This is a genomic window from Chryseobacterium sp. GVT01B, from assembly GCF_019970045.1.
GTDB lineage: Bacteria > Bacteroidota > Bacteroidia > Flavobacteriales > Weeksellaceae > Chryseobacterium.
Genome location: NZ_JAHXYI010000002.1, coordinates 447,416 through 469,772 on the forward strand (window position 1 = coordinate 447,416; position 22,357 = coordinate 469,772).

Annotated in this window: 20 protein-coding genes and 2 riboswitches; of the genes, 9 read left to right on the forward strand and 11 right to left on the reverse strand. The window is 38.6% G+C overall.

Annotation, left to right across the window (positions count from 1 at the left end; translation table 11 throughout):
- The first annotated feature begins 275 nt into the window (after positions 1-275).
- The 6 genes from LC457_RS05425 to LC457_RS05450 all read left to right on the forward strand — a co-directional run bounded on the left by LC457_RS05425 (position 276) and on the right by LC457_RS05450 (position 4,716).
- On the forward strand, positions 276-878 hold the full coding sequence (locus LC457_RS05425) for a Crp/Fnr family transcriptional regulator (protein ID WP_374200532.1): 603 nt from the start codon (positions 276-278) through the stop codon (positions 876-878).
- Between the two features lie 64 nt (positions 879-942).
- Positions 943-1,563, forward strand: coding sequence for a hypothetical protein (locus LC457_RS05430; protein WP_223598953.1), 621 nt, complete (start codon positions 943-945; stop codon positions 1,561-1,563).
- 13 nt (positions 1,564-1,576) lie between these two features.
- The gene (locus LC457_RS05435) at positions 1,577-1,978 is read left to right on the forward strand and encodes a DoxX family protein (protein WP_223598954.1); all 402 of its coding nucleotides are present in this window, start codon (positions 1,577-1,579) and stop codon (positions 1,976-1,978) included.
- A gap of 140 nt (positions 1,979-2,118) precedes the next feature.
- Positions 2,119-3,030 (forward strand): PhzF family isomerase, encoded by a 912-nt coding sequence (locus tag LC457_RS05440; protein ID WP_223598955.1) that lies wholly within the window; start codon positions 2,119-2,121, stop codon positions 3,028-3,030.
- A 79-nt stretch (positions 3,031-3,109) separates the two neighbouring features.
- Positions 3,110-3,451: a YciI family protein gene (locus LC457_RS05445; RefSeq protein WP_223598956.1), complete on the forward strand. Its 342-nt coding sequence runs from the start codon at positions 3,110-3,112 to the stop codon at positions 3,449-3,451.
- A gap of 32 nt (positions 3,452-3,483) precedes the next feature.
- Positions 3,484-4,716, forward strand: coding sequence for an RNA polymerase sigma factor (locus LC457_RS05450; protein WP_223598957.1), 1,233 nt, complete (start codon positions 3,484-3,486; stop codon positions 4,714-4,716).
- 44 nt (positions 4,717-4,760) lie between these two features.
- On the opposite strand, the gene LC457_RS05455 is transcribed toward LC457_RS05450, so the two are convergent.
- Positions 4,761-5,408: a DUF1062 domain-containing protein gene (locus LC457_RS05455; protein WP_223598958.1), complete on the reverse strand. Its 648-nt coding sequence runs from the start codon at positions 5,406-5,408 to the stop codon at positions 4,761-4,763.
- 530 nt (positions 5,409-5,938) lie between these two features.
- On the opposite strand from LC457_RS05455, the gene LC457_RS05460 reads away from it, so the two are divergent.
- Together LC457_RS05460 and LC457_RS05465 are read left to right on the forward strand one after the other, a co-directional pair.
- Positions 5,939-7,354 (forward strand): aldehyde dehydrogenase family protein, encoded by a 1,416-nt coding sequence (locus tag LC457_RS05460; protein WP_223598959.1) that lies wholly within the window; start codon positions 5,939-5,941, stop codon positions 7,352-7,354.
- A 126-nt stretch (positions 7,355-7,480) separates the two neighbouring features.
- Positions 7,481-8,278, forward strand: coding sequence for an AraC family transcriptional regulator (locus LC457_RS05465; protein WP_223598960.1), 798 nt, complete (start codon positions 7,481-7,483; stop codon positions 8,276-8,278).
- A gap of 114 nt (positions 8,279-8,392) precedes the next feature.
- Here the strand turns inward: LC457_RS05465 and metE are convergent, their stop codons facing one another.
- On the reverse strand, positions 8,393-10,696 hold the full coding sequence (metE, locus tag LC457_RS05470; protein ID WP_223598961.1) for a 5-methyltetrahydropteroyltriglutamate--homocysteine S-methyltransferase: 2,304 nt from the start codon (positions 10,694-10,696) through the stop codon (positions 8,393-8,395).
- 174 nt (positions 10,697-10,870) lie between these two features.
- Positions 10,871-11,057: riboswitch (cobalamin riboswitch) on the reverse strand.
- 195 nt (positions 11,058-11,252) lie between these two features.
- Between metE and LC457_RS05475 the strand changes: the two genes are divergently transcribed.
- Positions 11,253-11,714 carry an Lrp/AsnC family transcriptional regulator gene (locus tag LC457_RS05475; protein ID WP_047422640.1) on the forward strand — a complete coding sequence of 154 codons (462 nt, stop codon included), beginning with the start codon at positions 11,253-11,255 and terminating at the stop codon, positions 11,712-11,714.
- Positions 11,715-11,796: 82 nt separating this feature from the next.
- Here LC457_RS05475 and LC457_RS05480 read toward each other — a convergent pair whose 3' ends face one another.
- From LC457_RS05480 to LC457_RS05520, 9 genes are all read right to left on the reverse strand, one after another.
- A complete protein-coding gene (locus LC457_RS05480; RefSeq protein WP_223598962.1) occupies positions 11,797-12,579 on the reverse strand; it encodes an enoyl-CoA hydratase/isomerase family protein in 783 nt (260 codons plus the stop codon).
- Between the two features lie 67 nt (positions 12,580-12,646).
- A complete protein-coding gene (gene mmsB / locus LC457_RS05485; protein WP_223598963.1) occupies positions 12,647-13,531 on the reverse strand; it encodes a 3-hydroxyisobutyrate dehydrogenase in 885 nt (294 codons plus the stop codon).
- A gap of 53 nt (positions 13,532-13,584) precedes the next feature.
- Positions 13,585-14,688 (reverse strand): enoyl-CoA hydratase/isomerase family protein, encoded by a 1,104-nt coding sequence (locus LC457_RS05490; RefSeq protein ID WP_223598964.1) that lies wholly within the window; start codon positions 14,686-14,688, stop codon positions 13,585-13,587.
- Positions 14,689-14,884: 196 nt separating this feature from the next.
- The gene (locus tag LC457_RS05495) at positions 14,885-16,045 is read right to left on the reverse strand and encodes an acyl-CoA dehydrogenase family protein (RefSeq protein ID WP_223598965.1); all 1,161 of its coding nucleotides are present in this window, start codon (positions 16,043-16,045) and stop codon (positions 14,885-14,887) included.
- Positions 16,046-16,150: 105 nt separating this feature from the next.
- A complete protein-coding gene (locus tag LC457_RS05500) occupies positions 16,151-17,647 on the reverse strand; it encodes a CoA-acylating methylmalonate-semialdehyde dehydrogenase (protein ID WP_223598966.1) in 1,497 nt (498 codons plus the stop codon).
- A gap of 135 nt (positions 17,648-17,782) precedes the next feature.
- Entirely contained in the window at positions 17,783-19,234 is a 1,452-nt protein-coding gene (locus tag LC457_RS05505) for a bifunctional 2-methylcitrate dehydratase/aconitate hydratase (RefSeq protein WP_223598967.1), read from the reverse strand.
- Positions 19,235-19,322: 88 nt separating this feature from the next.
- Positions 19,323-20,477: a 2-methylcitrate synthase gene (gene prpC / locus LC457_RS05510; protein ID WP_223598968.1), complete on the reverse strand. Its 1,155-nt coding sequence runs from the start codon at positions 20,475-20,477 to the stop codon at positions 19,323-19,325.
- Positions 20,478-20,479: 2 nt separating this feature from the next.
- Positions 20,480-21,376, reverse strand: a complete 897-nt coding sequence (prpB, locus tag LC457_RS05515; protein WP_223598969.1) for a methylisocitrate lyase — start codon at positions 21,374-21,376, stop codon at positions 20,480-20,482.
- The gene (locus LC457_RS05520; protein ID WP_223598970.1) at positions 21,363-21,602 is read right to left on the reverse strand and encodes a hypothetical protein; all 240 of its coding nucleotides are present in this window, start codon (positions 21,600-21,602) and stop codon (positions 21,363-21,365) included. The genes prpB and LC457_RS05520 overlap by 14 nt, the downstream gene beginning before the upstream one ends.
- A gap of 235 nt (positions 21,603-21,837) precedes the next feature.
- A riboswitch (cobalamin riboswitch) is annotated at positions 21,838-22,029 on the reverse strand.
- Positions 22,030-22,357 lie beyond the last annotated feature (328 nt).

Sequence of the window (22,357 nt, forward strand, 5' to 3'; positions counted from 1 at the left end):
AAATTGTGGTCTTCTTCTTTTAAATAGGCTTCAAAAGGTTTCTTTATTTTATTTTTTTAAATTCAACCTGGTTAAGACAGGCCCTTAGAAAAAACTACAAATAAATACTTCCTTGTTGTGTACTTTACCCTACTGGAAGACTGCATTTTTCAAAACCTATTATTCCTTTGGTCCGTATTCAGCCTGCTTTATCACTACAATTTTTTTAATATTTCCGTAAATTTGGGCCTATCGCACATCCTGACATGTTAGTTGGGAGCAAAGCACAATACCTCATGATGGACACGGATACTATACTTTTACAGCTGATAAAACACTTTAAGGAAATCGTTTCTTTAGAAGACAAGGATATTGATTATATCACTTCTAAATTAGAAATCATACAGCTCAAAAAGAAAGAATACCTGCTTCGTGAAGGACAGGTTTCCAGACACATGCGCTTTATTGCCAGAGGAAGTCTGTATGCCTATAATATTGATGAAAAAGGAAAGGAAAATACCACTCAGCTAGGTATTGAAAACTGGTGGGTGAATGATCTGTACAGCTATCTGAGCGAACTGCCTTCAAGAATGTTTATTCAGGCTAATGAAGATACCACAATTATACAAATCAGTAAAAACCATTTGGAATTATTATATAAAGAAGTTCCTGCCATTTCAGAATTCTGGCGCCTGAAAATGCAGTCTGCTTATGTTACGTTACAGGAAAGAACTTTTGAACATTCAAGGGTTGATGCTTACACCAAATACAGAACATTCGTCACCACCTACCGTAATATTGAACAGCGTTTTCCTCAATATATGATTGCTTCCTACCTTGGAATCACAGTAGAATACCTGAGTTATCTTAGAAAAAAGCACCTGTCTGACCTTTCTTAAGATTTCTTAAGTTTATTCCGTTCCAGCCCGGATAATTTTGCTCACAGAATTTAATGAGTGAAATATGAAGGCAAAAATCATCACAATAACAGCTCTTGCGTCAGCTTCCCTGAATCTGAATGCACAGAAACTTTCTTATACTCCGGATCTTGTTTTAGGACATCGGTCGTATACCTATATGCACAATGTCAATTATCAACTGAATGAACGGTTGAAACTGAACAATCTTACTTTATTTGATACAGAATACACCAAAGACCAAGAAAATATATTCTTCATCAGAAATACCCTGGCTTATAGCTTTACCAAAAGACTGAGTGCTAACGCAGCATTTGGAATTAAAAATCCGGGAGCATTTTTCAGCGCTTACCTGCAATACAAAATCGTCCAGCCCGGCTATTCACTCTCCTATTCCATAGGAACTACTTATCAGAAAGTATTTTCGCTGGAGCAGTCCATATCATTTGAATATACTCCTTATATGACAAAAGATCTCAAAGGATATTTCAGCCTACTGGCTATTGGAAATCTTGATGACAGCGGATATCCCAGAGGGCTGCAGTTTATCAGACTTGGTGTGAAACAGGATAAAATGATATACGGGCTGGCCTCCAATTTTGATCAGTTTAACAACGGAAAAAAGACCCTGGAAAATATCGGGGCATTTATAAAATATAACTTTTAAATAATAATACGAAATGAAAAAGAACATTGATTTAGGAATGCTTATCTGCAGAATAGCTGTCGGATTTCCCATGTCGGTTTATGGAATCAGCAAACTGATCCACGGAGTTGGATTTATTAAAGATATGATGACCATGCACGGTTTACCAGCATTCTTTGCTTATGGTGTCTTTGCGGGTGAAATTATAGCTCCTGTTATGTTGGTTATAGGATTCAGGGCAAGGCTGGCAGGGTTAATTTTTGCTGCTAATTGCTTTACTGCCACTATCCTTGCACAAACGGCTAATATTTTCAAACTTAATGAATTTGGAGGCTGGGCTTTGGAATTACTGGTGATCTATATGCTCATAAGCCTAAGCTTTTTCTTTACAGGAGCAGGAAAGTATGCCGTTTCTACCCAAAATAAGTGGGATTAAAATCCCTTGAAATTTTTCTAATCACTAATTGATAAATCAGGATCTCAGGATTCTGGTTTATTTTTTACCAAATGACAATAAAACAGGTATCAGATCCCCGGTTTCATTCCGTATTTTTACAGTAAACTTAATCATCCGTCATGAAAGAAGTTATTGTCTATCAAATTGATTCTTTTACCAAAGAAAAATTCAAAGGAAATCCTGCAGGAGTTGTGTTAAACGCTGAAAATATGACGCCTGAAGAAATGCAGCTTATTGCCAGAGAGCTTAATAATTCTGAAACTGCATTTGTTTTCAAACCTGATAATCCTCAGGAAAATTTTGATTACCACGTCAGGTATTTTACTCCTACCACAGAAGTTCCATCCTGCGGACATGCCACCATTGCAGCTCTCTATGCAAAAGCTCAGGAAGATCATCTGAATTCCTGTACTATTACAATACATACACCAATCGGAATATTACCAATTCACATTGAAAGAGAAGATAATGATTATCTCATCACCATGACACAGGGAAAGTTTGAGCTGAGCCCTGCTTTTGATGTTTCAATGACTCAAAGAATTGTACAGGCCCTGGGACTGACAATGAATGATCTTGATGAAAAATGTCCTGTACAAATTGCTTCCACAGGCCATTCAAAAGTAATGATCGGTATTAAAAGCAATATCACCTTAAATGGTTTGGTTCCCGATCTTACGGCCTTGACAAAGCTCAGTAAAGAAATCAGCTGTAACGGATATTTTGTGTTTACTTTCGATACAGATGAAAAAGAGATATTAACTAATGGAAGAATGTTTGCACCCGCTATCGGTATTTCCGAAGATCCGGTTACCGGAAATGCGAACGGTCCTCTGGGAGGTTATCTTATTCAAAACAAAATCATAGAGACTGCTGATGGCATTTTTGAATTTACCGGAAAACAAGGGGAAACCATCAATAGAATTGGCGAAGTAAAAGTACAGGTCGGCGTGAAAGACAGCCAACCCGATATCATCCGTATTACCGGAAATGCAGTAGGTGTTTTCAGAACAACTATGGATCTGAAATAATTCTGATATTTATATTTAAAAAATTGTCCCCATTGAAGAAAATCAGTCGTCATCAGAATGAATCAAAAATTTGAATACAATGAAAGAATTCTTATTGGTCTTCCGTGCAGACTACAAGTCTATGCCCAAGACATCACCGGAACAAATGCAGGTCAATACCCAGAAATGGATGAACTGGATCGCAGGAATTGCTGCGCAAAATAAACTGGCAGACAGAGGAAACCGCCTGGAAAGTACCGGACAGGTTATAAAATCAGACGGAATAATTTCTGATGGTCCGTACGCTGAAATTAAAGAATCCATTATGGGATATACGCTCATCAACGCGGAATCTATTGAAGAAGCTACGGCTTTATCTAAAGACTGTCCTATTCTGTTATTTGGAGGAAGTGTAGAAGTAAGGGAAATCAGTAAATTGTAATAATTACCTTTGTTACAGCCTTTTGATCAGCCATGACCAATCCGAATGAAATAACACCGTATTTATTCAGAACCGAGTACAGTAAAATCGTTGCAGTACTTTGCAGAAGTTTTGATATCAAACATATCGAAATTGCAGAAGATATTGCCAGCGAAACCTTTCTGAAAGCTTCGAAATATTGGGCTGTAGATGGACTTCCTGATAATCCTGCAGCCTGGCTTTACACGGTGGCTAAGAATAAAGCCAAAGATTATTTCAAACACCTTTCCATTATTGAAAAGAACAAAGAAGAAGTAAGAGCCACTGAAAAAGAGCACCTAACCATAGATTTTGATACCAAAAACATCACTGACAGTCAACTGGAAATGATTTTTGCGACCTGCAACCCTGTCAATTCCCGCGAGACCCAAATATGTCTGGCTCTTCAGATTCTCTGTGGCTTCAGTGTGGAAGAAATTGCCAATGCTTTTCTTTCAAAAACGGAGACGATTAAAAAACGTTTGCAAAGAGGTCGGGAAACTCTCAGAACACACCATTTTACAATAGATTCTTTACGTGAACAGGATATTCACCAGCGATTGGAAACGGTACTGGCTACTTTATATTTATTGTTTAATGAAGGTTATTTTTCCAGGACGAATACTCTTTTAATCCGTAAAGATCTTTGCCTGGAAGCCATAAGACTTACCCTGATCCTTACTGATAATCAGTTTACCAATACCCCAAAAACCAATGCCTTGCTGGCTTTGATGTGTTTTCAGAGCTCTAGGCTTGATGCAAGAACCAATGATGAAGGGGAAGCCATTCTTTTTGATGAACAGAATATAACATTATGGGATAAAGCTTTGATCGAAAAAGGTAATTATTACCTGATAGAAGCCTGTAAAGTGGACAGTATCTCCGTTTCGAAATATCATCTGGAAGCAGGTATTGCGTATTGGCATACTTCATCTGCTAAAGATAAATGGCAGCATATTTTAAACCTGTACAATCAGCTTGTCATTATTGAATATTCTCCGGTTACTGCCTTAAACAGAGCTTTTGCTTTTTCCAAAGTCTATGGAAATGAGATGGCTGTTACTGAAGCAGAAAAACTTAACCTCATCAACAACGAATATTATCATGGATTGTTGGGCTATTTGTATGCTGAAACCCATCCTGATCAAGCGATTCATCATTTTGAAGAAGCAATCCGTCTGACTAAATCAAAGCCGGAAAAAGAGACTTTACAGAAACAGGTCAATCTTTTAAAAAATCCAAAGTAGGATTAAAAAAGAGCCTCCCAAACTATTATTGAGAGGCCCTTTTATTATTGAGCATTTACTGTCTTGAAAAATAAAGCCTCTTTCCCGATAAGGTAGATATCTATCAATGCTTGCTTGTTGATGGTAACAGTATCACCGTTCTTAATCTTGTACTTCTTTTGTAAAGGTTTTCCATTAAAATAAACTGTATCTGAATCAAGCAGCAGGTTCAATTTAGATGATGAAAGGCCTAAACATGTCCTGATAACGGTTGAAACTCTGACATTAAAATCAAATGAAGATTGTATTTGAAACGAAATCGTCTCACCGTCCATCTTGATCAGATCTTCAACAGGAATGGTATGGTATAGAATTTCATATTCTACGCTTTCCATATCTGCTTCAATATTATTTTTTCGTCTTATCTCCTGTGAGAATGCGTATTCCCAGGCAATTTCCGTATTGTTTTCTGAAAATTTATTGAACAGTTCTTTACTCACAGATTCTGTTCTTATTCTTGAAAAAACAGTCATGTTATAGGTGTTGCTGCATTTTACACATCGGTAAATCAACCATATATCAATATTCTTTTTTTGAGCATTCAATCTGAATTTATCGCTGCAGTAAAACCTGTCGCTGTTACAATGATTGCATTTCTTTTTTAGTAAGGGAGTGTTTTTTGCTTTTACCTCCCAAATATGTTTTGTACTCATTACTTATAATCGTGCTTAGTATTCTTTGTTGGATTTTTTCCATATTATTCACGCATTACAAGAAGGTTGATACATCTGAGATTTACCCAAAGACTATTCTTAAGGTATATTTGATCTATATTCAGTCTTTAAAAATCATAATGATTAAAACTAAAACAACAGATATAGCTGCCTTTTACAGGCAATGCAGTAGATAATATGATGAAATGAAAACCTGTTCGGATAGAATTATCCAAACGAAAGAACGATCAGCCTGTGGTTACGGAGACTGATACTAAGCAGTAATAAGTTTAAGTGTTGTTCTCAAAACGGCCTGTTTACTTGGTTATGATAAAAGTAGTCAATTTTCGGGGAAGAACACACCATTTTTTCATATTAAATCAAAAAGGAAAACAAACAGCATATATTTCAACACAAATCTGAACCATACAACAAATAAAAATTGAACTATACAGCAAATAAAAATTGAACTATACAGCAAACCTGTCTTTTCTGTTTCTGACGAACTTTGTCGTATTAAAATCATCAAAATGAAACAGATTAATAAAATTTACATCAACGGTGAATTTGTTACACCGAATGGAACAGAAACATTTGACCTTATTAACCCTACGAACAATCAAAAGACCGGAGAAGTTGTTCTTGGAAATGAAGAAGACACCCGAATGGCCATTGCCGCAGCAAAGAAAGCTTTTAAAACCTTTTCAAAAAGTACAAAAGAAGAACGCATCAGTTTACTACAAAAACTGCATGAAGCAGTGAGTAAACGGGAAGATGAACTGGTTTCTGTGATGGTGAATGAATATGGAGGAACATTACAGTTCTGCAGGATGAGTGTTCAAAATGCAATTTCAGCCTTTACCACAACCATTACTACGCTGGAATCTTATAACTTTGAAAGAGCAGTCGGACATTCTAAAGTACGTTTTGAATCTTTGGGAGTGGTAGGAATCATTACTCCATGGAATGCCAGCAACAGTTTCATTTGCAACAAACTGGCTACCGCTATTGCTGCCGGATGTACAGCCGTTATCAAACCAAGTGAAATGAGTGCTGCCCAAACCCAGCTGCTTACCGAATGTTTCCATGAAGCCGGATTACCTGCCGGGATTTTCAATATTGTAAATGGATTAGGAAATGTAGTGGGTGCAGAAATCACCCAGCATCTTGATATTGCGAAAATATCTTTCACCGGATCTACCCTTACCGGAAAATCGATTGCCAAAGGGGCTGTAGATACTATGAAAAGAGTAACGCTTGAACTTGGCGGAAAGTCTCCAAATATTATTCTTGAAGATGCAGATCTGGAAAAAGCTATTCCTATGGCTGTTTTCGGAGCGTATATGAACAACGGACAGGCTTGCATCGCTCCTACCCGCCTGCTTGTTCCCGAAAACAGATTGCATGAAGTAAATGAACTGGCTAAAAAGGCTGTAGAACAGGTAAAAGTAGGAAACCCTAATGAAGAAGATACTCTTGTAGGACCTATGGTAAGCGCCAAGCAATTTGAAAGAGTACAAAGCTACATCCGTCTGGGACAGGAAGAAGGAGCTACTCTGCTTGCAGGCGGCGAAGGGAAACCGGAAGGCTTTGAAAATGGTAATTTTGTCAAGGCAACCATTTTCACCAATGTTCATAATGATATGCGTATTGCTCAGGAAGAGATTTTCGGACCTGTGCTTTCTATCATTCCTTATACTAATGAAGAGGAAGCGGTTGCTATTGCGAATGACACTACTTATGGGCTGGCAGCTTACATCAGTTCTTCTGACAAAGAGCATGCAGAACGTATTGCAGCACAGATTGATGCCGGAAGAATCTGCATCAACGGGTTTTCACATGATCCTTATGCTCCTTTCGGCGGGTTTAAGCAAAGTGGTATCGGCCGTGAGTATGGTGTATTCGGATTGGAAGCTTATCTGGAACCTAAGACCATTCTTGCCTGATAATAAAATCCTCAAAGTCTGTGATTAGCGGGCTTTGAGGATTTAATCAATAGGTAATTCATCATTGATCCTAAAAAAGTTTTGTAAGTTTGAAAAAGAATCCATCAAGAAATAACCGTTTGAACCATGAGCGAAAATAATATTCCTTTACCTATCAATTACTCCTGTCATTTTTCAGAATTCAGGGAAGGAGAACAGTTTGCAAGAATCCATAGTTTGGGGCTGGTCCTTTCCGGGGAAATGGAACTGAATGACGGAATCACAAAGACAATATTTAAAGAGGGTGAACTTTATTCTGCCAGAAAAAACCGTCTTCTGAAGTTTGCAAAATACCCACCTAAAAACGGGGAAATAAGAACGGTAACCATCTATTTTGATGAAGCTATCTTACGTGATTTCAGCCGTGAATATGGTTATCAGGCAAAGAAGAAAGACAATACTCCGGCTTTTATAAAACTGGATCAAAAGGCATTAACTTCTTTTATGTATTCTTTACTTGCGTATGAAGAACTTCCTGCTTCTACAGAACTTCTGCGTCTCAAACAGAAAGAAGCTTTACTTCTGATGCTGAGCGATGATCCGGGTCTTAAGGATATTTTATTTGATTTTTCTGAGCCTTACAAAATAGATATTGAAGCTTTTATGAACAAAAACTTTCATTTCAATGTCAATGTAGAGCGGTTTGCTTATTTGACCGGGAGAAGTCTGTCTGCCTTTAAAAGAGATTTTCAAAAGATATTTGGGATACCTCCAAGACAATGGCTGCAACTTAGACGATTAAAGGAAGCTCATTTTCTGCTTACTCAAAAAGGGAGATCGGTTTCTGATATTTATCTGGATCTGGGCTTTGAAAACTTATCCCATTTTTCCTTCGCATTTAAAAAGCAGTTTGGCTATCCGCCGAGTTCATTACAGGCAAAATAACTCAGACTTCATCTAAAAACACATATCTGAAAGCGAGGATCACTAAAATAACAGATCGTGCTATGAAAACCATAACACGATCTGAATTATTGAATCTAATTATTTTAAAGTTTTTTAAAGTGCATATTCTACGGAGGCTTCCTTAGCCGCTGCCACCATTGCTATCAAAGCTTTTTCGGTTTCTTCCCAGTGTCTTGTTTTCAATCCGCAGTCAGGATTTACCCAAAGCTGATTGGCCGGAATGACGTTCTGGGCTTTTCTCAACAATTCAATCATTTCTTCTTTGGACGGAACTCTTGGGGAATGGATATCGTATACTCCCGGGCCGATTTCGTTCGGATATCTGAAGTCTGCAAAAGCATTCAGCAGTTCCATCTGAGAACGGGAACATTCTATGGTAATCACATCTGCATCCATATCAGCAATATTTTCAATAATATCATTGAATTCCGAATAGCACATATGAGTATGAATCTGTGTAGCATCTTCCACTCCGCTTGCTGAAATTCTGAAAGCTTCTACAGCCCATTTCAGGTAGTTCTGCCAGTCTGTTTTCCGTAATGGAAGCCCTTCTCTTATCGCAGGCTCATCAATCTGAATGATTCTGATTCCGGCTTTTTCAAGATCCACAACCTCATCACGGATAGCCAGAGCAATTTGTTTACATGTCTCTGAACGAGGCTGATCGTCACGTACAAAAGACCATTGTAAAATTGTAACGGGGCCTGTAAGCATTCCTTTTACCCATTTTTCAGTCTGGGATTGTGCATATTGAGACCAATATACCGTCATCGGAGTTGGGCGGGAAACATCACCGAAGATTACAGGAGGTTTTACACAACGGCTTCCATAGCTCTGTACCCAGCCATTTTTCGTAAATACAAAGCCTTCCAGCTGTTCCCCGAAATATTCCACCATATCGTTACGCTCGAATTCCCCGTGAACCAATACATCTATTCCTATTTCTTCCTGCCAGTTGATGGTTCTCTGGGTTTCTTCCTTCAGTAAAGTATCATACTGCTCTGCCGTAAGCTCTCCTTTCTTGAATTTTGCTCTCCAGCTTCTTACCTCCGTGGTCTGTGGAAATGACCCGATGGTTGTTGTTGGAAATAAAGGAAGCTGAAGGACTTTCTGCTGTTCTTCTTTACGGATTTTGAAGGTATTTGTTCTTTGTGCATCTTTTTCAGTAACAGCATTTGCTCTTTGCTTTACCTCATCGTTATGAATAAGCGAGGATGTTCTTCTGCTTGCAATTGCTTTTTTATTTTCTTCAAAAGAAGCAAGAATCTGCCCATTTTCTGTTCCTGATACCAGTTCTTTAAGCGTTACAACTTCTGCCACTTTCTGTTTTGCAAAAGCCAGCCAGTTTTTAATTTCCGGATTAAGAGTGGTTTCAAAATCCAGATCACACGGTGAATGAAGTAATGAAGAGGAAGGAGCGATTAAAACTCTTTCAGATCCCAATTTCTCAACTGCTTTTCTGATGAAAGACAAAGATTTTTCAAAATCATTTTTCCAGATATTTCTTCCGTCAACTACTCCTAATGAAAGGCTTAAGCTTTCCGGAATACCATTCAGGATTTCATCCAACTGTTCCGGGTTTCTTACAAGATCCAGGTGCAATACATTCACAGGTAGTGATGCCGCAAGTGATTCATTATCATTTAATCCTTCAAAATAAGTAGCCACAATGAATTTCAGTTTCGGGAAGCGTTTTCTTATTTCGGTGTAAACAAAATGATAGGTTTCTTTGGCTTTCTCCGTTAAATCCAACGCTAGAAAAGGTTCATCAAACTGAATCCATTCTGCTCCCTGCTCCTGAAGTTTGGTTAAAATTTCAATATATACGGAAAGAAGATTTCCAGCCAGATCCAGCTTATCAAATCCTTCTTCTTTTTCTTTTCCTAATAGAAGGTAAGAAACCAGCCCGATGATTACCGGTTTTGCATTGATTCCCGCTTGTTTTGCTCCTGCAAATTCATTGAAAATTTTATCTGAACTCAGTTTAAACTGCTGATTTTTGTAAAACTCGGGAACGATATAGTGATAATTGGTATCAAACCATTTTGTCATTTCCATTGCAGTGATATCCAATCCTTCTTTCTGGTATCCTCTTGCCATAGCAAAGTAAAGATCCAGCTCAGAGTTGTTTTTTTTAAGCACTACTTCATGATAACGTGTAGGAATTGCTCCCACCACAAGGCTCATATCCAATACCTGATCATAGTATGAAAAATCATTACATGGAATAAGGTCTATTCCTGCTTCTTTCTGAATGTTCCAGTTTTGGTTACAGATCGTGCTGCCTGTATTCAGAAGTTCTTCCGGAAGGATTTTACCTGACCAATATTGCTCGCAGGCTTTTTTGAGTTCTCTTTTGCTACCAATACGCGGATAGCCCAGAATGTGAGTTTGCATTTTTAAACTTTTTAATTAAACTTAATGGTAAAGTCCTTTTAAAATGCTTCGGAATGTTTTACGGATAAAAATTTCAGGGATCACGATATAACAAACAATACAACTTCCCTCACAGAGAAAATGTATACATCCGATATATCATCTTTATGACCCAAAAGCTTCAGACCGCGAAAGCATTGTCAATTCAGTAAAGGCAGGTCTCCTGACTTGTAACAGTTTCCGTCATCCTTCCCGCTTTTGGCAGTGGATATGCAAGGACAGAAACCTTTGGCATGTTACTTACAGTTGCGCGACAGCTCGTGATTCTCACACGATTCCCTATTAATCTACGCTAAGTAAAACCTTTCCTGTTTGATGAAGTATCTCTAAAGAACTGTACTTTTAACGATGACGATGATCATCATTAAAAGTTTTTAATTTTGTGTAAAATTAACAATACAGAATAAACACACAATCAAATACAATTAATTAAGCAAAATAATCTTTTAAAAACATCAATAAAAGCATATAATTCTGTACATTTGACTGTTTTTATAATCTAAAAGAATATTATTCTGTGGAACAACTTGATGATAAGGATGTACAGCTGCTGAGGCTGCTCCAGAAAAATGCAAAACTGACCGTTAAAGAGCTTGCAAAGGAAGTGAACCTCTCCACTTCACCGGTTTTTGAAAGGGTAAAAAGATTGGAACAGGAAGGGTTTGTGAAAAGATATGCTGCTGTTCTTGATGCTGAAAAGCTCAACCGTGGATTTACGGTTTTCTGTCAGATCAAGCTGAAAATTCACGACAGATCTGTAGGCTATGACTTTGTGAAAGAAATTTTAGAAATTGAAGAAGTGGCGGAATGTTACAATATTTCCGGAGATTTTGATTTCCTTCTGAAAGTTCAGGTACGGGATATGAAACATTATCAGGATTTTGTGTTTAACAAACTGGGATCTGTAGATTCTATCGGGAGTACCCACAGTACATTTGTCATGGCTGAGGTAAAAAACAATCATGGACTGACTATTTAAATAATGGAAAAACAGAGAATTGAAAATAGAAGATGATACTTAAGTTAAACCATGTTATTTCAATTCTCTGCCTTCCAGTTCATTAATTTCCTTTAAAGTCCGGGCTTCTTTTTTCTATGAATGCTCCGATGCCCTCATTGTGATCTTCTGTGGTAAATAATTCCCCAAATAAAGCGGCTTCCTGCTTCAATCCGTCTGTGATATGCAGTTCAAATCCGGTATTTAGCGACAGTTTCGCTTTTGCCACGGCCACAGGCCCTCTTGCAGCTATTTTTTCTGCCAGTTTTTGGGCTTCGTTCAGTAATTCTTCGGGAGCGAAAACATGATTAACAAAACCAAAATCTTTACAGGCTTCCGCGGAATAAAATTCTCCGGAGAAAACCATTTCCCTTGCTTTGTATAATCCAATAGCTCTCGGAAGACGCTGGGTTCCGCCAAAACAAGGCAATAATCCTAATGTCACTTCAGGGAGTCCAAATTTTGCTTTTCCACTGGCAAGAATAATATCACAGGATAATGCAAGTTCGCAACCTCCTCCCAACGCAAAGCCATTTACAGCGGCTATCACCGCAAACGGAAGTTCTTCAATAGCGTTAAAAGCTGTCTGCGCAGCAATTGAAAACGCCTCTGCTTCTTCGGGAGTCATCTGCTGCATCGCTTTAATATCAGCCCCTGCAACAAAAGCTTTTTCTCCGGAACCGGTAATGATTAATACTCTGATATTTTTATCTGATTTTACCTGGTTAGCAAATGATTTCAGCTCCTGTAAAACCTGTTCATTCAATGAATTTAAGGCCTGCGGACGGTTAATCGTCAGTGTTCCGATGTGACCGTTTTGTTGATATAGTAATGTTTCAAAAGTCATTTTTAGTTGATAGTTGAAAATTATTAAAAAGTGTTCACAGACAGTATTTTATATTCTGTTCAAATTTTTAAAGGTCTCTGTTTAGAAATTGAATAATACTTGAAAAGTCTGTTTTTCCGTTTCCTGATTCGCTCCACATTCTGTATAAATTCAATGCGGTATTACCGAGAGGTGTGGATGTTTTGGTTTCCAATCCCGCTTCTGCAGCAAGGCCCAGATCTTTTGTCATCAGGTCTACTGCAAAACCTCCGGAGTAATTACGGGAAGCCGGAGCATTTTCCATCACACCCGGATAAGGATTATACACATCTAAAGACCAGTTTTTTCCGGAACTCTTCTGCATAATCTCACTTAAAATCTGAGGATTAAGACCATGTTTCACCCCAAGATTGATGGCTTCTGAAGTTCCGATCATATGAATGGCCAGCAGCATATTATTGCATATCTTGGCAACCTGTCCCGCCCCGGATTCTCCCGCATGGAATATATTCTGTCCCATACACTTGAGTATCGGCCGGGCTTTTTCATAGTCTTCCTGTTTACCACCAACAATAAAGGTGAGTGTCCCTGCCTGAGCTCCGGCAGTTCCTCCGGAAACAGGTGCATCTATCATCCTGCAGCCTTTTGAAACAGCAAGTTCAGCAACTGTACGGGCTGTAACTGCATCAATAGTACTGCTGTCAATCAATAATGTGTTTGGTTTCAGACTGCTTATAAACTCTTCTGAATAAAGATCAGCTACGTGTTTTCCTGAAGGCAGCATCGAAATCACAACATCTGCGCCCTTAGAGGCTTCTACAGCAGATTCGGCAGTCTGCCCTCCTTCTGAAACCAGTATTTTCAAAGCTTCTTCTGAAAGATCAAAGCCTATCACATGATGACCTTTCTTGATCAGGTTAATGGCCATTGGACCACCCATATTTCCTAATCCTATGAATGCTATATTTGACATAATTTCTTAGTTTAAAGTTTAAAGTTTAAAGTTGAGCGTTCAAAGCGTAATACTTAAATCTCCATTCTCAATTTTTCATTCTCCATTTTCAGTTCTTTAAAATAGGAATCTATCCATTCTTCTGTAATATCTTCCCATGTTGCGGGATGCCATTTCGGAGACATATCTTTGTCTACTAATAATGCTCTTACTCCTTCTGCAAAATCAGGGTGAATGCAGCATTGGCAGGATAGATTCAGTTCAGATTGAAAAACCTCCTCAAGGCTTAAATCTTTACCTTGTTTCAGTTGTCTGAAAATAATGTGTGCTGAACTTGGAGATCCGGCTTCAAAGCTTTTCACACCGTTATTGATCCATTCATCTTTATCATTATCATTATAACTGATTAATATTTTCTTGAAATCTTCCAGAGAATCTACTCCTTCAAACTGTTTGATAAAAGGCTTATGTAATGCTGCCTGAGACTGAGGAATAATAATCTCTTTTGAAATATTTTCCAGGATATTAGAAACGGTTTTATGAGAGGTTCCATTCCAATCTGCCTGCTGAAGGGAATTCAGAATAGTTTCTTTTGAAGAGGATTCTATATAATAATCTGCCAATCCTAAGAATTTACAATCTGCACCATCCAATCTTGCGCCTGTTAATCCTAAATAAACGCCATAAGCAGAAGGCATTTTATTCAAAAACCAGGTTCCTCCTACATCAGGATACAGACCTATTGTAATTTCGGGCATTGCCAGTTTACTTTTTTCTGTAACGATGCGGTGTGAGGCACCCACCATCAGACCAATTCCACCTCCCATAACGATTCCGTGTCCCCAGACGATGACAGGTTTCGGATAGGTATGGATGGCATAGTCTACCTCGTATTCTTTTGAGAAGAAGTCGAAACAATCCTGTGGAACTTTTGTACCGTCTATTGCACGCTGTGCAATAATAGCATCATGTAATTTTCTCACATCCCCCCCTGCACATAGTGCTTTTTCTCCGGCTCCCTGAAGGAATATACAGGCTACTTCATCGGAGGTCTTCCACTCTTCCAAGACAGTTTTCAGTTCTTCTATCATTTCCAATGACAGCGAATTGAGAGTTTTCTCTGAATTCAGGGTAATAATTCCGACCTTATTTTTAATTTCTGTTATAATTACACTCATGATATTTAATTAAAAATTGAGAGTTGAAAATTGAAATTTATTATTTAAAAGTTATCTAAACTTTATACAACCACAAAAGTCACAAAAGTTTTTATTTTAAAATACTTTAATTCCCTTAAGTAAGTTTAAAATGATGCCGCAGAAAAGCTCACATAAGATGAAAATCAAAGATTCTACAGTAATGAAAAATCTGTTATCATCTTATTTGTAAAGTAGCTCCTTCTTCAAGGATCTTTCTTGAAATAACGAGTTTCATAATTTCATTAGTTCCTTCTACAACCTGATGTACTCTGGCATCACGCATCAGCCTTTCTACCGGAAAATCCTGTGTACAGCCATAACCGCCTAAGATCTGCAGGGCCTCGTTGCAGATATTAAAGCTCATATCTGTAGCCAGTCTTTTCGCCATTGCACAATAAGTAGTGGCATTGGGATCTTTGGAATCAAGTTTGAATGCTGCCAATTGTACCATTTGACGGGCTGCAACCAGTTCTGTCACCATATCTGCAATTTTAAACTGAAGAGATTGAAACTGGGCCAATGATTTCCCGAACTGCTGCCGCTCATGCATATAGCGCTGAGCCTGATTAATTGCTCCCTGTGCTGCTCCTACAGAACAGGTTCCAATGTTGATACGGCCTCCGTCCAATCCTTTCAGAGCGATTTTAAATCCTTCTCCTAATGTACCTAAAAGATATTTTTCTTCTACCTCCACATGATCTAAAAATACAAAGCGGGTCGGCTGCGTATTCCAGCCCAGTTTTTTTTCTTTTTCTCCAAAACTGATTCCCGGAGTATCGGCATGTACTACAAATGCACTGATTCCTTTGGTGCCGGATTCCCCCGTGCGGGCCATGACAATTAAAATATCACTTTCACCTGCTCCTGAGATAAATGCTTTGGTTCCGTTAATACTATACTTATTTCCTTTTTTTACAGCTGTCGTTTTCAAACCTGCTGCATCTGAGCCTGATCCTGGTTCGGTAAGACAATAAGAGCCCAGAAGTTTACCTGATGCCAGATCCGGACATAAGTCTTTTCTGATTTCATCATTTCCAAATTCATCGATCATCCATGAAACCATATTGTGTATGGTAATATAGGCTGTAGTGGAAGGACAAGCGGCGGCTAATTCTTCAAATATAATGGCTGCATCCAGCCGTGATAATCCCAGCCCGCCGGCTTCTTCGCTGGTGTATACACCGCAGAAACCCAATTCTCCGGCTTTACCAATAGCTTCTTTGGGAAATTTCTTTTCAGCATCCCATTCTGAAGCATATGGAAACAGCTCTTTTTCAGCAAACTTTCTCGCGGCATCCTGAAATGCCAGCTGGTCTTCATTGAGGTTAAACTCCATAGTATTGAATTGAAAATTTATTTGAATTGAAAATTGAGAATGAATAATCGAACGTAAAAATTGGATCATTGAGAATTACAATTATTTTCAATGACCTACCTTCTCTTATTTTAAGTTGATGGTCATGTTCACACTTCCTCCCGGCACATCTTCTTCAAACCAACGGGCTGTAATGGTCTTGGTTTCGGTGTAGAAACGAACGCCTTGTTTTCCGTAAGAATGCAGATCGCCAAAGAATGATTTCCTCCATCCTGTAAAAGAGAAAAACGGTAGTGGAACAGGAATCGGAAGGTTAACTCCAATCTGCCCTACTTCAATTTCATGCTGGAATTTTCTTGCAGCAGCTCCGGAATTGGTGAAAATTGAGGTTCCGTTTCCGTATGGGTTTTCATTAATAATTCTGATCGCTTCATCTAAGGTTTCTGCTTTTAATAATAGCAATGCCGGCCCGAAAATTTCTTCTTTGTAGATGTCCATATCCACAGAAACATTATTAAATAAGGTAGGTCCTACAAAATATCCGTTTTCATAGCCTTCTACGGTACAGTTGCTTCCATCTAACAGAACTTCTGCTCCCTGATCGTAAGCACTTTTAATCAATCTTAACACTCTATCTTTGGATTGTCGATTGATTAACGGACCAAACGCAGCAGACTCATCAGACCAAACTCCTGGTTTGATTGTACTTAAGGCCATTTTAATATCTCCTACCCAGTTTTGGGCCTCTCCTACTAATACTGCAACACTGATCGCCATACAACGCTGGCCTGCAGCACCACAGGAAGCTCCCACCAGATTATTAATTACCTGACTTTTATTAGCATCCGGCATGACCACCATATGATTTTTAGCACCGCCAAAAGCCTGAACTCTTTTCAAATTATCGGTTCCGGTACGGTAAACATGTTCTGCAACCGGTACAGAGCCTACAAATGAAATAGCTCTGATATCAGCATGATTCAAGATATGGTTTACCTGATCTTTGGTACCATGAACAATATTTAAAACACCTTTAGGAAAGCCTGCCTCCAAAAACAGCTCTGCCATTTTCATAGAGGTCATAGGAGTCTGCTCGGAAGGTTTTAAAATAAAGGTATTACCGCATGCTATCGCCATAGGAAACATCCACAAAGGAATCATGGCCGGAAAGTTGAAAGGAGTAATTCCTGCACAGACCCCAAGAGGCTGAATGTAACTGTAAGTGTCTACTCCTCTTGCAACGTTCTCTACCGTTTCCCCCATCATCAGAGTCGGAATATTACAGGCATGCTCTACGACTTCTATACCGCGCCAAACGTCTCCCATAGCATCTGCAAAGGTTTTTCCGTTTTCCCTGGAGAGAATTTCTGCAATTTCTTTTTGATGTTCTTTTAAAAGATGCTGGTATTTCAGAAATAATCTTGCTCTTTCGGGAGTGGCAACTTCTTTCCATATTTTGAAGGCTTCCGCGGCTGCTTCAATAGCTTCATCTATTTCAGATAATTCTGTGAGAGGAACTTCTACGAGGATCTCCTGTGAAGCAGGATTTTCTACAGGAAGATAGTTTTTTGTTTTACTTTCTGTAAAATTTCCATTGATTAATATTTTTATTTTTTGTGACATAGTTTTTAAATTAAAAATGGAGCATTGAAAGTTTTAATCATAAAAATTGAGAATGGAGAATTGATCATTTTCAAAAAAATATCGACTATTCATTAAAAACGTTGTGATATTCAATTCTCCATTTTCTTATTGATTTTAAATGACTAAAAGATCTACAAATTCATTGACGTTAAGATTCACTAAGGTGTCATATTCCAATGAATTTTCAAGAATTGTTCTTTGTTGTTTTTCCGGGAAAATACGGGCAAGATTAACTTTATATTTCTTGATCAGTTCAGGAATACCTTCATCCCTTCTGCGTTTGTGCCCAATAGGATATTCTACCACTATTTCGTCTAAAACAGTTCCGTCATTAAGTTCTACCGTCATCGCATTTGCAATGGAGCGTTTTTCCGGATCGTGATAGTCTGCTGTAAACTGAACATCTTCCACACATTCAATTTTGTTACGAAGTACATCAATTCCTGGATCTGAAGCGATGTTATCTTCATAATCGGCAGCTGTCAGTCTTCCATAGATCAATGGTACAGCCACCATATATTGAATGCAGTGATCACGGTCGGCAGGATTATTTAACGGTCCTTTTTTATCGATAATTCTAATTGCCGCTTCGTGGGTACGGATGGTAATTTTTTTGATATCATTTGTTGTTTTTCCAAGGCCTCTTAAAGTTGCGTGTAATGTCATTGCGGCTTCCACTGCGGTCTGCGAGTGAAATTCTGCAGGGAAAGAAATTTTGAAAAGTACATTTTCCATTACGTAAGAACTGTATTCTCTCTGGAATTTGAATTCATTTCCTTTGAAAGAGACATCATAGAATCCCCATGTTTTTGCTGTCAATACAGATGGATAGCCCATTTCTCCTGTTTTTGCAATCAGTGCAAGACGTACCGCTCTTGAGGTAGCATCTCCTGCAGCCCATGATTTACGGGAACCTGTATTGGGAGCGTGGCGGTAAGTTCTTAAAGACTGTCCGTCCACAAAAGCCAGTGACACGGCATTGATAATTTCATCACGGTTCAATCCGATCAGCTTGCCTACTACAGCTGTAGAAGCGAGTTTTACCAATACAACGTGGTCCAGCCCTACTTTATTGAATGAATTTTCCAATGCCATTACCCCCTGAATTTCGTGAGCCATGATCATTGCTTCCAGGACCTGTTTCATTTTTAAAGGAGCTTTTCCTTCTGCAATATTTGTTCTGGATAACCAGTCTGCAGTAGCTAAAATTCCTCCAAGGTTATCAGAAGGATGTCCCCATTCTGCTGCCAGCCATGTATCATTGAAATCCAGCCAGCGGATAATCGCACCGATATTGAATGCTGCCTGAATCGGGTCTAACTGGAATTGGGTACCCGGTACTTTTGCTCCGTTAGGAACTACCGTTCCTTTTACCACAGGTCCTAAAAGTTTCGTACATGCGGGGTAGGTCAATGCTTCCAGGCCACAGCCAATCGTATCCAGAAGACAGTAATGGGCCGTCTTCCATGCTAAGTCATTTTTAATTTCGTAGTTTAAGACATAGTCTGCAATGTCTGTTAATACCTGATCGGGTTGTGGTCTTTCGTTTGAGATGTGTGAACTCATTTTTTTTATCGTTGAAAAATTTTAATTAATTAAAAAGTTAAGTGTAAAAAGTTGAAAATGAATTGTTTTTCCCATTTCCAACATTCTATTATTTACGGTCGTTAATGGACACAAATTCTTTATTTTCTGGTCCTGTATAGTTGGCACTTGGACGGATAATCTTTCCATCCTGTCTCTGTTCTATGATGTGAGCACTCCATCCGGTCACTCTTGAAATAACAAATAACGGGGTGAACATCAAGGTAGGAACTCCCATCAGATGATAAGAAACAGCGGAGAACCAATCGAGGTTCGGGAACATTTTCTTTTCTTCCCACATGATCGTTTCCAGTCTTTCAGCAATAGTATACAGCAGCATATCTCCTGCTTCTTCAGAAAGCTCTTTCGCCACTTTTTTAATCACAACGTTTCTCGGATCTGAAATGGTATACACCGGATGCCCGAATCCAATAATCACTTCTTTGTTCGCAATACGCTGGCGGATATCGCTTTCTGCTTCATCCGGAGAATTGTATCGGCTTTGGATTTCAAAAGCCACTTCATTAGCTCCTCCATGTTTAGGTCCTCTCAAAGCACCAATCGCTCCGGTAATAGCAGAATAAATATCAGATCCTGTTCCGGCAATGACACGGCTGGTAAATGTTGAAGCATTAAATTCATGTTCGGCATAAAGGTTTAACGAGATTTCCATTGCTTTTACCCAGGAATCTGCAGGTTTTTTCCCGTGCAGCAGGTGAAGAAAATGTCCTCCTATTGTATCATCATCGGTTTCTACGTCAATTTCTTTTCCATTATGAGTATAGTGGTACCAGTATAACAGACCAGAGCTGAAAGATGCCAGTAATTTGTCTGCAATATCCCTTGCTCCTGCCATATTATGATCGTCTTTTTCCGGCTGAATACTTCCGATAGCAGAAACCATGGAACGCATGACATCCATTGGATGAGCCGCTGCAGGAATACTCTTAAGAATGTTTCTCACGGAATGAGGCAGTCCCCTCAAAGATTTCAGTTTGGCTTTATAATTTTTCAATTGCGCTCCGGTAGGCAGCTGGCCATAGATCAAAAGATAGGCTACTTCTTCAAATTGTGCTTTCTCTGCCAGATCCAGAATATCATATCCTCTGTAATGGAGATCATTTCCACTTTTTCCGACACTGCAAAGCGCAGTATTACCTGCTGCTACCCCTGAAAGCGCAACGCTTTTTTTAGGTTTAAATGTGGGTTCACTGTTCGTTGACATTATCAATTATTTTGTTTAAAAAGGTTGTCTAATTTTTGTTCATAGTCGTAGTATCCAATGCTTTGATAGAGTTCTTCTCTGGTTTGCATGGTATCTAAGACATTCGCCTGTGTTCCGTCTTTGCGAAGGTGTTCATATACATTTCGAGCAGCTTTATTGGCTGCACGGAAAGCCGATAGCGGATAAAGAATTAATCCCACACCTGCATTTTTTAATTCTTCCACGGTATACATTCTGATCATCCCGAATTCTGTAATATTAGCCAGCACAGGAATCCCTGTAACTTCAACAAATTTTTGGTAAAAACTTAAGTCAGGAACAGCTTCTGCAAAGATGAAATCTGCTCCTGCTTCTTTATAGGCTACCGCTCTTTCCAATGTTTTTTCCAATCCTTCATTGGCAAAAGCATCAGTACGAGCACCAATTACAAAATTATCATCGGTACGGGCATCTGCAGCAGCTTTCAGTCTGTCTACCATTTCTTCTTTGGTTACCACTTCTTTTCCCGGGCGGTGTCCACAGCGCTTTGCACCTACCTGATCTTCAATATGCAGGGCCGCAGCACCAGCTTTAATCAGAGACTTTACGGTTCTTGCAACATTGAATGCTGAAGGCCCAAATCCGGTATCAACATCTACCATGAGCGGTACATCGCAAACATTCGTAATACGCTGAACATCAATCAATACATCTTCCAGCGTGGTAATCCCTAAATCCGGAATACCCAGAGAACCTGCAGCAACACCTCCTCCTGAAAGATAAATTGCATTGAAACCTGCATGCTGTGCCAACAGCGCATGATTGGCATTAATGGCTCCAACAATCTGAAGGGGATTTTCTTTTCGCATGGCCTCCCGGAATTTCAAACCGGGAGACTTCAAACTTTCACTTGTAGTCATTATAATATTTATTGTTTAGTTGAAATTTGTCCACAGAAAGCCATGAATAGGCATAACAATGACCACTGCCATTCCATAAGGTGATGGTAAAAAGGAAATCAAAAGAAAGCTGATCTGTGTTATTCGTTTTTTGTAATTCGGAATTATACATCATTAATTCCCTACACACCTGTTTATCTCCAAGTCTGCTGCTCCTGCATAAATAATCGAAATCGAATGGGTACATTTTTCTAACTTTTTATATTGATTAAATCCTCATAAAAAGTTCCTGGTAAGCTTCACAATGCCTGTGAGAAAGAAAAATATGGAAAAGGAAAATACGATGAATACATGATAATGAAAAGAGCATACTACTCCACTACTTATCTGTATCACAAAAATAACACGAGCCGACAAAATATATTGATCCCACTGTTATCCATATCGTATCATACCTGACTATAAGCTTCAGACCGCGAAAGCATCGTCAATTCGAAATAGGCAGGTCTCCTGACTTGTAACAGTTTTTATCGTCCTTCCCATATAGCTAGGTATACAGTGGACCTTTTTTGATAAAAACCTTGATGTTACTTACAGTTGCGCGACAGTTCGTGATTTGCACACGATTCCCTTTTAAGACACAGCTAAGTGTAACCAGTTTCGGTTGATAAAGAAGATGTTAAGAACTCCTTGGTGGTAAATATAAGTATTTTATAAAAACACGAAAGATATTTTATGCAAACAATAACTATTTAACCATAACACACTGGTTTTGTTATTATTAAAAATATTTTTTTTACTCAACAAACATTGTAATTTAGATTATTCTGCTCGTTCTTCGTTACTAAATTCTTAAGATATGTAGTAAAAAAATGAAACAACTTTAAAGAAACAACTTCCTTGTTGTCATTTTCCACCCTGGAATTGAAGTGTTTTTTTTAACAATTTTTTAAGGGATAGTGGATATTTATCTTTTGATATTAAATGATCTTTTTTATATCA